Here is a 14,664-nt window from a genome sequence, read left to right on the forward strand (position 1 = left end):
GTGTATTGCTGAGTTTGATGCGTATTCTTTCATCTGCCGAGGTTAAGAATAGAGGTACTTAAGACCAATGAATGAATACTGTAAAATCTGTTGCGAGATTGACTTAGTGTTCGAAAATGATCTCGGCGTTATCAACTCGGTGGCGTTCGCTGTAAATGCCATCTTCAGCACGTTTACCGCAGCCAATGATCATGGTGATCTCTGCGCCTTTTGGTAGGTCGAGTAGCTTCTTGGCACGAACCGAATCAAATCCTTCCATCGGGCAAGTGTCGTAGCCTTCAGCCCGCATGGCTGTCATAAAGGTCATCGCAGCAAGGGAGCTACTTTTGTGTAAGCACACCCGCACATCCGCTTTGGTGACTTCGCGCATCATAGGTTTGTTGCGACCTAAGAATGCACACAACACTTTTCGCGCCATACCGTATAAGCCGAAACGGTCATTACGGTACACAAATGGGATCAGCTTTTCGTAATACTTCAATGCCTTAGTCGCTGTGGCATCGTTGCGACCTTCGAAAGCGTCACGTACCACTTTGGCATTCATCTTAGCGCGAGATTCCCATTTGTAAGGGGTGACAACAAAAGCCACAAGCTCGTTTGCGGTTGCGGCGGCATTTTGCCCCATACAAATTTTGCTGAGTTCTTTGCGTTTGTCTTCACTCACAATGCGGTGAAACTCCCACAGTTGCATGTTAGAGCTGTTTGGCGAAAGTGCAGCCAGCTCTAATGAGCGCGTTACCGCTTGGTGATTAAATGGCGTGGTTTGATCGTATTTTCTCACCGAGCGGCGGCTGTGAACCAGCTGCTCAAAGGCATGTTTGTGTTCAGTCATAATTAGCGTGCTCGTAAAAATCCTGACCGATTTCTACCTATATTCTGTGCAGATTTCAAGCAATTTGATTGTTGTGTTATTGCATAGGTGAATAACATTGCGAATTCTGATTCGTCAAAATGTCATGTAGGAAAAATAAACTTGAAGTTGCTCGCTGTTTTGCATTCTCGATGCGCATTTTTTATGCAATTAAGCTAACAAGGAAAGAGGTATTTTTCCTAGCAGGCAATTTGTTGTTTCATCTAGCAAGGCTGAGTTGCTGGTGGTTAGTTGATTTGCTGGGGTTATTTTGAGGGACTTTTTATGCAAACGACAAACATGGCAGTGTTTCCTGATTTAAAAACTTCAACATGGATAGATCCAAAGCTGTATTTCACCCAAATTCAACTGTGGCTCGATGCTGGCAAAGCGCTAGAAACGATCACGGCTAATCAGCTTCAGCAAGCTGTTGGTGGTAGCTATCAGCATGCTTTAGATATATTGGAAGAACTAGATGCTTATATAGCATGCGAGCGTGAACAAGCATCAGGTTTAGTGTTTCCATTCAATTTGATTAACCAAATGCACAATAATTATATGGATGCATGGCGCGTCATGGTTGGGATGGGTAGTCAATCAAAAGAGATTGAAGCTCAGACATTCAATGAGAAGTTAGCTGAAGTTGAGCAGAACCTACTTGTCTTGAATGAGCAGTTAAATGCTAAGCAAGTAGCGCTTGATGAATTGGAGCAAGCGAAAGCCTCAGAACTGCAAAAAGCGGTGAAAGCTAAACAAACGGCACAGCAAAATGCACGAAAAGCGAAAGCAGAGCTGACCGCAGCAAGTAAAGAGAACACAGCGCTGGCGAAGGAGCTTAAAGCACTGCAATCGACATTGTCAACGCAACAAAGTGAGCATGATAAAACCAAATCTGATTACGAAAAGTTGGTGTCAGATATGGAGCAGCAAGCCAAGCAGCAGGTTGAGGCACAGCGTCATCGTGTTGAAGAACTGAATCAACAACTAGAGCAGGTTTCACGAGAGCTCGAAGCAAAGAACCAACAACTGGCACAACATCATGAAAACCAAGGTCATTAATTGTGATGACGAAAGCTTGTTCTTAAGCGGTTGATGAGATGAATGATGGCTAGTGAATAGAAAGAAGGGCAGTTTTTACTGCCTTTCTTTATGTCTGTTATTCGATAAACCAGGCATGAGTGGAGTCTAGTTAGGCTGTTTGTTCTATATTTTACGGCTAATACTTAAGCAATCGGTTTAATACAAGTTATTGAGTTAATTATTATTGGTGATAGTTATTCAATGAACACGTAATTAACGATAAAATACGGAAGTGTTAAATTAAACTATTAAAATAGCAGGTTCCTCTTTTATGAGCGGTCAGCGTCTTAAAACTCAGTTCCATCGTTTATACAGTCACTTTGAAGGTAAGGATAGTGATACCAGCCTACAAGAGATAGCCGAGATCTTGTTCTGTACTCATCGTAATGTGCGTATGGTCATGAACAAGATGGCGGATAAAGGGTGGATCGATTGGCAACCTGCGGTTGGACGCGGTAAGTTATCTAGACTTATTTTTCATAGTACAGATAATGAGTTACAGCAAAACTATGCTAGAAAGCTAGTCGCAGAAGGTAAGCTTGAACCTGCACTTACCGCTCTAAATAATGATGCCACCATGTTGGCGCAATTGATCCAAGAACAGTTGGGTGTTTCTACTCAGCAAGGCAAGCAAGTGGTGCGTTTACCCTACTATCGTGCCTTCGGTAATTTAGACCCACTTACCCCGTTACGCCGCTCTGAACAGCACTTAGTTCGGCAGATTTTTAGTGGCTTAACACGTTTAGATGAGAAAAAAGGGGAAGTAGAATCTGACTTGGCTCACCACTGGGAGGCATTATCCTCGCGTCATTGGCGTTTTTATTTACGTCCAGCCGTTCGGTTTCATAATGGTAAGTTGCTTGATACTAAGGATGTGATTGCGACCCTTAATCAGGTTAAGCAGCATCGTTTGTTTAGACATTTATTGTCAATTGATTCTATTGCTCCTCACACGATAGATATTCACTTAAAACGTGATGATGTACGTTTGCCGTATTTGTTGGCTGATCACCTTGCTGTTATTCAACCAGCGGAAATGGTGACACATCGCGATCCTGATGCGCTTCCTATCGGCACTGGCGCTTATAAGCTAACTCAAAATGACAATCAGCGCGTCAAACTAGAAGCATTCGATCAGTATTATGGTTTTCGTGCCATGATCGACGTGGTGGAAATTTGGATCTTAGAAGACTTTGATGTTTTCTACCTCAAGCCTGTTAGCGAGAGTGATGAAATCGCTGAGCGTGGTGTCTCATCACGACTGCACCTTGATGAAGGTTGTAACTATTTGCTTTACAACCGCCAAACTGGACTTGCTAACAATCAAGAGTGGTTACATTATTTTGCTCAGCGTTTTAACACCCTTGCGATGCAGTGTTTGCTCGATCAAGCGAAGTTTAGTGAGCTGCGTTTGATCAATGCTTATGGATTGCTTCCGGGCTGGGCGCATAACTCCAATATGAACGTTACTGTGCAATACCCCCCGACACGACGTACCGTGACGATTGCACATTTGCAAGATCATCCGGTTTATCCATTGATTGCTGAGAAAATGACGCAGTTACTGAAACAAGATGGGTTGAAGGTGAAGGTACTCTCGCTTTCAACGGCTGAAATGCTGGTTGGTAAGCATGCGAGTAAAGTTGATATTTGGATCAGTGGCATGAGTCTGACTACGACTCAAGACGAAGCGATTTTGCCTTGGTTATACAGTTTTGATCATCTTTATCGCGCAATGCCAGATGATGAATTTGCTCAACTTGAGGCTTTGATTGCGGAGTGGCGTTCAGATAGTACCAAAGCGTTTCCTGCTAACGAGATTGGCATGAACTTGGTGCAGAGTCATCAAATTCAGCCTTTATTCCATGCTTGGCTAGGTGTCGATAACAGCGGTGAACTACAGGGCATGACTTCTAATTCTTTGGGGTGGTTTGATTTCACTTCGGTGTGGAAGAAGCCCAATTTTAGCTAGTGCACTAGTGCGGTTAAATCGCATAAAAGCAAGACAATAAGAAAGCAATAAAGTAAGAGGGGCTATATAAGCCCCTCTGTTGTATCTGGTACTTGCTTGAGGTCACTGCGTTTGAGTGGGTTCAGGATTCCAGTCTTGGCTGTTAAACCACTGCCCAATAGGTCTCCACACCATGTCTATCATGGTTTTGTACCAAGGTGCTTTTTCTACCGCTTGTGCTGTGATGATAGGTTGGACCGTTAATAATTCATCGTTTAAGTACCATTCCACTTTACCCACTTGAGTGCCTTTTTCTATTGGGGCTTCAAGGTTTGGGTCGTAATACACTTTGTGTTCTAAATTTTTACGTTGGCGACGCGGGACAGTGATCACACCGCTTTCACCTAAGCTAACATCGACTTTGGAAGGCGAACCGTACCAGATCTTCACTGGATCGAGCTCTTTATTATTAAATTGTGGGCGAATATCTTGGAAGAAACGAAATCCCCAAGTTAACAGCTTCTTGCTTTCTGATGTTCGCTGCTGGGTGCTAGCACTTCCCATAACAACGGCAATAAGACGTTGATCATTTTGCTCGGCAGAGGATACCAAACTATATCCCGCCTTAGAGGTATAGCCTGTTTTCACGCCATCTACATTTAAGGTGCTATCCCACAATAGGGCGTTACGGTTGCCCTGTTTAATTTTCTGGAAGGTAAAAGATTTTTCTTTGTATAGGCTGTAAACCTCAGGCAAGTCTTGGATGAAAGCGCGTGTGAGAAGGGCCATATCATAGGCGGTGGTGAATTGTTCCTCAGCGTCTAAACCGTGTGGGTTTGAGAAATAGCTATTTTGCATGTTAAGCCGCTCGGCTTGATTGTTCATCATTTCGATAAAGGCTGATTGATGCCCTGCAACGTGTTCAGCAAGGGCAACGGTTGCGTCGTTCCCTGAAGAGATAATGACGCCACGATTAAGATCGTCCACCGAAACTTCATCACCAATATTCAAAAACATTTTTGAAGATCCGGGGAATTTTTTTCCCCAAGCATTTTCACTAATGATGACGATATCTTCGTTAGTAATATGGCCAGCTTGGATTTCTTTACCCACGACGTAAGAAGTCATGATTTTGGTTAGGCTAGCAGGGGCGAGTGGTGCATGTTCGTTTTCACTGGCTATGACCTGTCCTGAAGCATAACTCATTAAGACCCAAGCTTTGGCACTGACTTGCGGCGGTGTTGGCATAGGAGAGGGCTCAGCCAAAGCAGGGGGAGAAATCCCAAGGTGTGTAATCGCTGCCGTGATAAAGGCAAATTTGACGAGAGGTTTGGCTGATTTCATCACGCTTCCTTCTTATCCATGAATGCGAAATGGTGCGCTGAGGTTTGCGACGCCTTATTGTCTAGCTTAGTAAAATATTGACCGAGTTAGGATAAATTTGTGAAAGCCAGCTTTTAGTTTTCAATCAAATAGAACGTTAGACTGGAGCTTGATAGCAATACTGCAAAGCATAAGGTGGTAACGAAGGGGGGGATGGGTGTCTGGCTTGCAAAAGGTTTAGAGCGATTATTTGCAAACCAGACGGGGAGAAAGTCTTGGCATTTAACAGTGGTGCTTAATAGTAGCTCTCACTGTAGCTAAGGTTTAGGTTGTTCTGACTTTCCATAAAGGCAACGTGGAGATCGATAAGTTGCGTGCTCTCTTGTTGCCATTTGCTATCGGGCTGTTGCTGGCAAAATTCCATCATGGCGACAATCATTCGGTCGAGCTTTTTCAGACACCAGCGTTTTAAATCAGGCGCGATCTGTTGGTCACATACCATGCTTTGTAATTTGGCATAACCAAATTGCATGTAATTAAACGCTTTTTCACTGTCTGGTAAGTCTTGATAGTAAAAACTTAGCCGTTGGCAAGCATCAAGCCAGTAGGCTAGCGCTTCATTATGGGCTTCACAGCTAACATCGGAGAAGATGATATCTGGCGCATGATTTAATGCATCGATTAGTGTTTGAATGTCTCTCTGTTGTGGTGATACCGGCTTTTGGTACCAGGTTTTAATGTTGTCTAACCACAAATGGAGTTCCGTCATGCAACCTGCTCCTTGTCAGAATGTTGCTCACTTGAGTCTTGTTCCCAGTTAGCAACAAAGTGATTCTCATCAATCTGTTGATAACCTTTTACTGACTTCAAGCTTAGCTGACGAATTTTATCTGCACTAACCGAGTAATTCGGATCGGCTTCCAATAAGTGGTGGAATGGTAGATCGGGATCGGGCACCGCTGAGATCAACAAGCGGGTATATGGATGGCGAGGGTTACGTAAAATGCTGCGGGTATCACCCCATTCCACAATTCGACCACGGTACATTACGGCGGTTTCTTCCGCGACATAGTGCGCAGTTGCAAGATCATGCGTGATGTAAAGGAAACCAATGCCCATTTTTTCTTTCATCTCTTTCATCAGGTTTAGAACACCTAAACGAATTGAAACATCGAGCATGGATGTTGGTTCATCAGCCAAAATCACTTCCGCACCAACGGCAATCGCGCGAGCTAGGTTAATACGTTGGCGCTGACCGCCACTTAATTGGTGGGGGTACTTATCTAGATCTGAATGCGGTAATTCCACCAAGTCCATTAGTTCTTTTAGCTTAGGTTCGACTTCTGATTGCTTACTGACTTGGCTGTGGATCATCAGTGGGCGGGTTAGGTGATGGCGAATAGTATGGGTTGGGTTTAAAGAGCCGAATGGGTCTTGGAAAATCATCTGTACTTTGCCGCGATAATCGAGGATATCTTTACGCGATTTAAGGGTATCGATGTTTTGCCCTTTGAACAGGATTTCACCTTCTGTCACAGAGTGCACCTTTGTGATCAAGCGTGCACAGGTGCTTTTGCCACAGCCTGACTCACCAACGAGGGCAAGCGTACGACCTTTGTATAAGTTGAAGCTGATGTCATCCAGTGCTCGGAAGATATCTGAGCTACCAAAACCACCACCAGCAATAAACTCTTTGGTGATGTGTTTCACTTCAATGATCGGTTCTAAATCGTGGGTTGCGGTGTTGGATGGGTTTAGTGTGTTCATGCGCCAATCTCCTCCGACACTTTAATTGGTTGCTGTGCTTCTTCATGAATGTTCGGGAATGATGCCCACAACTTCTGGGTATATGGATGCTGCGGATTATTACGGATCTCATGTGATGAATTGACTTCCACAATTTGCCCATGGCGCATGACCGCGATGCGGTTACAAAGTTGGCTCATTAGGGCAAGGTCGTGGGTAATGAAGAGAACTGAGAAATCAAATTCATTCCGTAATTGGTAAATTTGCTGCAAGATTTCGCGCTGTACAACCACATCCAATGCCGTGGTTGGCTCATCCATGATGATCAGTTTTGGGTTTAGACAGAGTGCAATTGCAATAACCAAGCGTTGACGCATGCCACCACTAAATTGGTGAGGGTACTCAGACAGGCGTTCACGCGGAATATTGACTAAATCCAGCAATTTTTCAGCGCGTTGTTTGGCTTGTTCATTGCTATAGCCAAGGTGGTGACGCATTACATCAGCAAATTGCTCTTTTACTGGCAGTACTGGGTTGAGGGAGTTCATCGCACTTTGGAATACCATGGCGATTTCTTTCCAGCGCACAATGCCCATTTCCGCTTCACTGAGAGAAAGCAGGTCGCGCCCTTGAAATTGAACAGAGCCATGAGTAATCAATGCTGGTGGCTTGTGAAGGCGATTAATGGCGAAAGCAATGGTGCTCTTTCCACAGCCTGACTCACCAGCAAGACCGAAAATTTCACTTTTACCAATATCAAAACTTACACGCTTTACAGCTTTGAAGTCACCGTTGTCAGTGACATAAGTGACCTCCAAGTCTCGCACTTTAACTAGTGGATCGGGATGGAAAGCCTGTTCCATGTCTTTCTCCTAAATTTTCACTGCAAAATAACTTGAGTGAAAATTATTATCATTATCAATTTGTGTAAAGCGAGATTTTGCCGTGAAGTGATTCAGCTAGCAAAGTTTTCGGTAAACGTTTCATCTCTGCGAGCTAAGTGGGATTAAAGAAGCTGGAATGAGATTGGTTGTTGGTGAAATGTTACGAAATTGTCAGCGTTTCGATGTTGTTCACATAACGAAAAGGGCAAGTTGTCTATAGTAGAAACGTTTTATTTTCAAATAATAGCATCAAGAAAGATGCCTACTAAGTATAAAGGGAGTTGTACATATTATGAGTATTCGGCAATGGTGCCTTGTCGTGGGTACTGTTTTATTCTCGCCTTGGGTTTTTGCTAGCGGAGAAGGGCTTGATTACACACAATCAACAATAGGATATGCCTCGCTCATTATTTTCGCGATTGCTTATTGTGTTGTTATGGGGGAAGAATATTTACAACTAAGAAAGTCCAAGCCTGTATTGTTAGCTGCAGGTTTTATTTGGATGATGATTGGCTATGTGTTTCAACAAAATGGTCAAACCGATGTCGCTAAACACGCTTTTGAGCATAATTTATTAGAGTATGCTGAGTTACTACTTTTTCTTTTAGTCGCGATGACTTATATCAACGCGATGGAAGAGCGACGCTTATTTGATGCCCTACAGGCATGGATGGTGAGTAAAGGCTTTAATTATCGAACTTTGTTTTGGTTAACAGGCATACTTTCATTCTTTATTTCACCTATCGCCGATAACTTAACAACCGCTTTGCTAATGTGTGCGGTAGTGATGAAAGTCGGTGGGAGCAACACTAAGTTCATCAATATTGCATGTGTAAATATTGTGGTTGCTGCTAACGCTGGTGGTGCATTCAGTCCATTTGGTGATATTACCACTTTAATGGTTTGGCAGGCAGGACATGCGTCGTTTAACGAGTTCCTGTTGTTATTTATACCTTCTGTCGCTAACTATTTAGTTCCTGCTGCGATAATGGCATTATTTGTGCCGAAAACACAACCAGATACGATTAGTCAGCAAGTCGAGCTAAAACGCGGTGCTCGTCGTATTGTGTTCTTCTTCTTGCTAACCATTGCTACAGCTGTTGGCTTTCATGGCTTTTTCCACTTCCCGCCGGTGGTTGGCATGATGATGGGGCTTGCTTACCTACAATTCTTTGGTTATTTCCTTCGCAAGACATTACCTCGCTCACTGGCGCGTAAACGTGCGGTAGCAGAGGCAAATAAAGATGAAAAAGCATTGAAGCGCCTTGGTTCAGTGGTTCCTTTTGATGTATTTCGTCGTGTCTCTCATGCCGAGTGGGACACGCTACTCTTTTTCTATGGAGTTGTGATGTGTGTTGGTGGCTTAAGCTTGCTAGGTTACTTAGGGCAAGTGTCGCAAGTGATCTACACCGAGTGGAACCCTGTTTTGGCTAATAGCTTGGTTGGTGTTTTGTCAGCGATTGTCGATAACATCCCTGTTATGTTTGCGGTGCTCACCATGAACCCTGAAATGTCGTTAGGTAACTGGTTGCTTGTGACATTAACAGCCGGAGTCGGTGGTAGCTTGTTGTCTATTGGCTCTGCGGCAGGTGTTGCCTTGATGGGAGCAGCACATGGGAAATATACATTTTTTGGTCATTTAAAGTGGATGCCTGTTATTTTTCTAGGCTACGTTGTCAGCATATTTTTGCACTTGTGGCTCAATAACAATGTGTTTTAAGTAATTGTATTTAAGGCCCGGTCATAAGTGCCGGGCTTTTACGATCTAAATGAAATACCTTTCTCAAATACTGCGTCTAAATTCACTATTTGAAATAACTGGAAATATAATCGCCTCATTTATATATCCCTGTTAATTTATTGGTGTGGTGAATTTATACGGGGTTTTGTACTGTATTTTATTGTGTAACTTGTTAAATATTAAAGAATTACCCATTATGTTTGGATTTTGTGCGATATGGGTGAAATGAAAGGACTTATTGTCTGGATACTCGCTAATGTAAATTGATACAATAACGACACATTATTAGAAAAATACCGAACGCTGCTAAATAAAAATAATAATTAGGCAGCAAAATATCAAGAAGCTGCAGTGAATAGATTTTCAGAAATAAAAGAAGCCGTTACGTCAAAAAAATTGGCTCAATATATATTGCTACCAACCAGTTTTTTCCTTCCTTTCTCGGTTGCAATGGCCAATGATGAAATTGACACTCTAATGGATATGTCTTTAGAAGACTTATCTCGTGCGTCTGTGACATTAACATCGGTTGCAAAAAAAGAGCAGTCGCTAAAAAGTGTGCCAGCGGCTGTGCATGTGATTACCGCTGAACAAATCCGTCGCTCAGGTGCCCGCTCTGTACCAGAAGCTCTTTCCTTAGCTCCTGGCATTCATGTCTCACGCTTATCAGAAACGAATTGGGCTGTATCGTCGCGTGGTGTCAATGAGATGCTCTTCAATAAACTACTGGTCTCTATTGATGGGCGAAGTGTGTTTAATCCCATCACATCGGGTGTGATATGGGAAAACCTTAATATCATGATGGCGGATATCGATCGTATTGAAGTGTTACTAGGCCCTGCTGGGACTATGTGGGGGGGTAACGCAGCTAATGGTGTAATTAATATCATTACTAAAGATGCAGATCAGACGAGAGGTTTATATACAGAATTGATGTTTGGTGGTGAAGATCATGAAGAGTTGAATTTGCGCTTGGGTAGCAAAGTTAATCAAGATATAGATGCACGATTATCGTTCAAAGCTATTCGTTCTGCGTATTCCACAGAAGATCGTGGTGACTGGCGTAGCTATAACACGAATTTGCGCGTTGATCATAGTACGAGTAATAGTGAAGTTACTTTTCAACTAGGTGCTTATAATACTGATATTCACACTGAATCTTCCACATCGCACTTTAGTGTTATGGCACCAACCTCGATGGCTTACGATGAATACAGTCGTGGGTACTTTGGTAAGTTGAACATTGACACTGAATTAAATACAGGGATGTTGTCGATTAATTTGTGGTCAGATAAGCATGATCTAAATTATGAGTACTTCAAAGGGAACTATCGCAATTGGGACCTTGATATTTATTACCGCCTTCCTGTTTTTGATGAAAGCGAGCTAACGGTTGGTGGTGGTGGCCGTGGAACCAAAAGTGAAGTGGTTCCAATTGTATCAGGGTTTTCGATGAACCGTGCGCCAGTTGAAACTCGTATTTACAGTGATTTAGAACAAACTTACCAAAGTTACAATGTATATGGTCAGTTGGAAACCGATTTGACCGAGAGGCTAACGAGCTATGTCGGCGTTAAAGTTGAATACTTTGGGTTGGTTGATCGTTATGAATGGTTGCCTCAAGCTCGCTTTTCTTATGATTATTCGCCTTCTCACCAGTTTTGGGTTGGCCTTGGGCGTGCTGTTGTGACACCTTCGATGGTTGATACTGCTTCAACTATGTTTGATTTTAACGTTGAGCAACTTACTGAGAACCAGTCTAGTTTAGATAGCACCATTGTACGTGGTGAACAAAATTTGAGCACAGAGTCAGTGGTAACACTTGATATGGGCCACCGCTATTATATGTCTTCGACTTTGAGTACGAGTACCACTCTGTACTATAGCCATTATGATAATGTACGGGGTATTGCCTATGATCACGCTATGTATCAATTACCACCGCCAGTTGATCCTTGGTACTTATCACCTATGGAGTTTTACAAGTATACCGATCAGATTGAAGCGAATACCTGGGGCGTTGAATTAGCAACGTTTTGGCAACCTCGTTCAGATTTTCGCTTCAATGTGAATTACTCTTTCCGCCAAGCCAAGGCAAAATGTAAGCAAGCTGGCTTATGTGTTGATGAGTTTATTTCCGAGACGAGAACACGCCAACCGAATCATATGATCAGTGCTCAAACTATGTGGGATGTAACAGATACAGTGCAATTTGACTTGGTATACAAATATATTCATGGCAAAAACAACGGTTTTGCGCACGATGGGTGGGACAAAATTTCAACGTTAGATGCTCGCTTGGCGTGGCAACAAAAACAAGATTGGCCTCGAGTGGAAGTCTTGGTCGATGGAGTGTTCAACGATCATGGTTATTACGAATCAAACCGTTCTGCCGCTTATCGTTTAGATCGCCAAGTGTATGTTAAAGCGGTTTGGATGATGCAGTAATGAATCGTTTTATCCTCGGCGTATGTTCTTTGCTAATGTGCTGGTCTGCAGTAGCATCGGTTACATTTGATCCTGACAAAGTAAAAGCCGTGTATTTAGTGCGTTTTGCAAACTTTATTCACTGGCCACAAGAAAAGTCGCTTGAGCACATTAATTATTGTGTCGTTGGTCAGAACGATGTAACCGATGTATTAGAACAAGTTTTGGATAGTCAAACAGTGCGAAATAAAGCGCTGGTTTTTCATCGTGTCCAAAATGAAGCTGAGCTTAACGATTGTCAGCTTGTTTACCTGACACCAGAAAGTACGAAAAATCATACGTACCAGTTAGAACGTGAAGGATTAGTGAGCGTCAGTGATGCTCGTGCTTTTGCAGAAACACAAGGTATGGTGGAGTTTCGTGAAAAGTCAGGTCGTATTCTTCCTGTTATTAATATTGATCAAGCTGATAAGAACAATGTGATAGTGCGCTCCCAACTGTTACGTATTTCTAAAATCATTTCTCAACCGCAAGGAGAGAAGTGATGCGTAACTATCTAAAATCTATGTCTATTCGTCAGAAAATGACGATCCCTGTTACGACAATTTTGATTGTGATTTTCTTTGCGTTTAGCATCTTTAGTGTCTTCTCTGTATTAAAGACAGAACAAGATAACTTGTTAGCGCGATCTTTTATTTTAGGGAAAGGGGTTGCGATTAACTTAAAAGCTGCCTTGCTATTTGATGATGCTATGAGTAGTGAAGAAATTTTGTCAGCGTTTAGGGCTGACCATCTTGTGTATCATGTTGATGTTGTAAAAGAAGACGGATCAGTATTTGCTACTTATCATGCTGAAGGTATTGCAAAGTCGGGCCATATACAGAAAGACATACATCTAGATTTAAGAGAGAGCTTTGCCAAACTAAACAAAAATGCCTTTGATCATTATTTCACCTCAGATTATCTCTACATATCGATCCCTGTAGTTGTTGCGCAATCTAATGTGGCAAGTATGCAAGGAGCCATCTCACTACAAGAGCTGAATAAAGCGAAAACCGACTTATTACGATTCTGTATGTTATTGCTGATCCCAATGGCTCTACTGTGTATTTTGCTGTTGCGTCAGTTACGTATTTGGGTTGTACGTCCAGTAGAAAACTTAAGTAATGCCATGCAAAACTTGGCGAGTACTCAACGTTTGAACCAGCGACCTAAAGTGCATGCCAACGATGAGATTGGCAGTTTAGTGAAATGCTTTAATGACATGCTTGATCATATGGAAGAGCGTGATGCGCAGATTTCCGCCACGCTTGATCAAGTTGCGAGTGAAAAAGCATTTGTGGATGATGTTTTGTCAACGGTACAGCATGCGTTGTTGGTGTTAAATGATAAAGGACAAATTGTGTTGGCGAATAGTGCCTGTAGAGAAGTCTTTCAATGTGTTGATGGCGACTTTAGAGGCTTAACGCTACGCGATATCATGAATGATAAGTTCTGGGATGTTTATGGTACGGAGCTGGAGCCTGTATTAACGATTAACAACGAAGGTTTCGATAAGTTGATCAAAGCCAATGATCCACAAGAGTTACCTCATTACTACAATGTAAAAGCTCGCCCATTAGTTGAACGAAATCAGTTATTGGTTGCGATTGAAGATGTGACACAAAAATATTTGTCGGAAGAGCAGCAGCGCTTAGCGGCGCGTATTTTTGATCAAAGTAGTGAAGGCATTTTAGTGACTGACAGCGAAGGAATGATCCAGATGGTAAATTCAGCGCTGACCAATATGATGGGCTACGTGCCCGAACATTTGATGGGTCACTTCATTGATGAATTTCTGTCGATGGAAAACTTTGCTGAAATTCTTCAAACGCTTCAGCTGCACGGTGGTCGTTGGCGTGGTGAGCTATGTGAAAAACGCAGTGATGGCGTTCTTATTCCACTTGAAGTGCGGGCTAATATTATCGGCGGTCATGACGGCGAGCGTATGCAAATCGTTATGTCGATCAGTGATTTAAGCCATATTAAAGAGCTGGAGCAGCTTGAGTACCTTGCCCATCACGATGCATTAACCGGCTTAGCTAACCGTAAGCGCTTGTTTGATGTATTAGAAGATAAAATCCAAACAGCAGACATTCAAAGTGATGATAAGTTTGCAGTGTTATATATCGACCTTGATGGCTTTAAACCCGTGAATGATACCTATGGTCACCATGTGGGAGATAAAGTGTTAAAAGTGGTTGCTGAGCGAATGCTGGCTAGTGTGCGTGATGGGGATTTTGTCGCACGCTTAGCTGGTGATGAGTTTGTGATTATAGTGAATAATATTCGAGGTTATAGAGAAGCATTGTACGCCGCAAATCGAATTTCAGATGCAATCTCACGTTGTATGCACATTGAAAAGCATCAATTAAAGGTGGGAGCGAGTATTGGTTTTAGCGTGATCCAGCATTCGAAATTAACCTCGATTGAAGAAGTGCTGCAGGCTGCTGATGCTGCTATGTATAAGGCAAAGCAAAATCGTAATAGCTCTGTGGTATGCGCTGATGTTGAAGAGCTGCGTAAATAATTAGTTTTTTGGCTAAGGTGTTTCCCATTATTCTATTTTTGTGAATTTTTATTTAAACACGTACCAGTTGACTACACTTTGTAATGCTGGCTA

General features: G+C 42.6%; 11 protein-coding genes. 6 read left to right on the forward strand and 5 right to left on the reverse strand.

What is annotated here, in order from left to right; genetic code table 11:
* Positions 1 to 103: 103 nt before the first annotated feature.
* Entirely contained in the window at positions 104 to 832 is a 729-nt protein-coding gene (locus tag A3K86_RS20930; protein ID WP_068336165.1) for a nitroreductase family protein, read from the reverse strand.
* A gap of 303 nt (positions 833 to 1,135) precedes the next feature.
* Between A3K86_RS20930 and A3K86_RS20935 the strand changes: the two genes are divergently transcribed.
* A complete protein-coding gene (locus tag A3K86_RS20935) occupies positions 1,136 to 1,909 on the forward strand; it encodes a hypothetical protein (RefSeq protein ID WP_068336168.1) in 774 nt (257 codons plus the stop codon).
* 292 nt (positions 1,910 to 2,201) lie between these two features.
* Entirely contained in the window at positions 2,202 to 3,902 is a 1,701-nt protein-coding gene (sgrR, locus tag A3K86_RS20940; RefSeq protein WP_068336171.1) for an HTH-type transcriptional regulator SgrR, read from the forward strand.
* Positions 3,903 to 4,004: 102 nt separating this feature from the next.
* Here sgrR and A3K86_RS20945 read toward each other — a convergent pair whose 3' ends face one another.
* The 4 genes from A3K86_RS20945 to A3K86_RS20960 form a co-directional block, all read right to left on the reverse strand.
* Positions 4,005 to 5,225: a D-alanyl-D-alanine carboxypeptidase family protein gene (locus tag A3K86_RS20945; RefSeq protein ID WP_084406714.1), complete on the reverse strand. Its 1,221-nt coding sequence runs from the start codon at positions 5,223 to 5,225 to the stop codon at positions 4,005 to 4,007.
* Positions 5,226 to 5,499: 274 nt separating this feature from the next.
* Complete coding sequence (locus A3K86_RS20950) at positions 5,500 to 5,973, reverse strand: hypothetical protein (RefSeq protein WP_068336174.1); 474 nt, start codon at positions 5,971 to 5,973, stop codon at positions 5,500 to 5,502.
* Complete coding sequence (locus A3K86_RS20955; protein ID WP_068336177.1) at positions 5,970 to 6,971, reverse strand: ABC transporter ATP-binding protein; 1,002 nt, start codon at positions 6,969 to 6,971, stop codon at positions 5,970 to 5,972. The genes A3K86_RS20950 and A3K86_RS20955 overlap by 4 nt, the downstream gene beginning before the upstream one ends.
* On the reverse strand, positions 6,968 to 7,813 hold the full coding sequence (locus A3K86_RS20960) for an ABC transporter ATP-binding protein (RefSeq protein WP_068336180.1): 846 nt from the start codon (positions 7,811 to 7,813) through the stop codon (positions 6,968 to 6,970). The genes A3K86_RS20955 and A3K86_RS20960 overlap by 4 nt, the downstream gene beginning before the upstream one ends.
* A 313-nt stretch (positions 7,814 to 8,126) precedes the next feature.
* Between A3K86_RS20960 and nhaD the strand changes: the two genes are divergently transcribed.
* The 4 genes from nhaD (at position 8,127) to A3K86_RS20980 (ending at position 14,571) form a co-directional block, all read left to right on the forward strand.
* Positions 8,127 to 9,554 carry a sodium:proton antiporter NhaD gene (nhaD, locus tag A3K86_RS20965; protein ID WP_068336183.1) on the forward strand — a complete coding sequence of 476 codons (1,428 nt, stop codon included), beginning with the start codon at positions 8,127 to 8,129 and terminating at the stop codon, positions 9,552 to 9,554.
* Between the two features lie 372 nt (positions 9,555 to 9,926).
* Complete coding sequence (locus A3K86_RS20970) at positions 9,927 to 12,023, forward strand: TonB-dependent receptor plug domain-containing protein (RefSeq protein ID WP_146145595.1); 2,097 nt, start codon at positions 9,927 to 9,929, stop codon at positions 12,021 to 12,023.
* On the forward strand, positions 12,023 to 12,547 hold the full coding sequence (locus tag A3K86_RS20975) for a YfiR family protein (protein ID WP_068336190.1): 525 nt from the start codon (positions 12,023 to 12,025) through the stop codon (positions 12,545 to 12,547). The genes A3K86_RS20970 and A3K86_RS20975 overlap by 1 nt, the downstream gene beginning before the upstream one ends.
* Entirely contained in the window at positions 12,547 to 14,571 is a 2,025-nt protein-coding gene (locus A3K86_RS20980) for a diguanylate cyclase domain-containing protein (RefSeq protein WP_068336193.1), read from the forward strand. Before A3K86_RS20975 ends, A3K86_RS20980 begins: the two co-directional genes overlap by 1 nt.
* The last annotated feature ends 93 nt before the right edge of the window (positions 14,572 to 14,664 follow it).

This window comes from Photobacterium jeanii (genome assembly GCF_001650345.1).
In the GTDB taxonomy this organism is placed as follows: Bacteria; Pseudomonadota; Gammaproteobacteria; order Enterobacterales; family Vibrionaceae; genus Photobacterium; species Photobacterium jeanii.

Bases quoted from the DNA above. Each gene is read 5' to 3' on its own strand.
- A3K86_RS20945 (WP_084406714.1), bottom strand. From the start codon at position 5,225: ATGAAATCAGCCAAACCTCTCGTCAAATTTGCCTTTATCACGGCAGCG.
- A3K86_RS20955 (WP_068336177.1), bottom strand. From the start codon at position 6,971: ATGAACACACTAAACCCATCCAACACCGCAACCCACGATTTAGAACCG.
- A3K86_RS20960 (WP_068336180.1), bottom strand. From the start codon at position 7,813: ATGGAACAGGCTTTCCATCCCGATCCACTAGTTAAAGTGCGAGACTTG.
- A3K86_RS20980 (WP_068336193.1), top strand. From the start codon at position 12,547: ATGCGTAACTATCTAAAATCTATGTCTATTCGTCAGAAAATGACGATC.
- A3K86_RS20950 (WP_068336174.1), bottom strand. From the start codon at position 5,973: ATGACGGAACTCCATTTGTGGTTAGACAACATTAAAACCTGGTACCAA.
- A3K86_RS20935 (WP_068336168.1), top strand. From the start codon at position 1,136: ATGCAAACGACAAACATGGCAGTGTTTCCTGATTTAAAAACTTCAACA.
- sgrR (WP_068336171.1), top strand. From the start codon at position 2,202: ATGAGCGGTCAGCGTCTTAAAACTCAGTTCCATCGTTTATACAGTCAC.
- A3K86_RS20930 (WP_068336165.1), bottom strand. From the start codon at position 832: ATGACTGAACACAAACATGCCTTTGAGCAGCTGGTTCACAGCCGCCGC.
- A3K86_RS20975 (WP_068336190.1), top strand. From the start codon at position 12,023: ATGAATCGTTTTATCCTCGGCGTATGTTCTTTGCTAATGTGCTGGTCT.
- nhaD (WP_068336183.1), top strand. From the start codon at position 8,127: ATGAGTATTCGGCAATGGTGCCTTGTCGTGGGTACTGTTTTATTCTCG.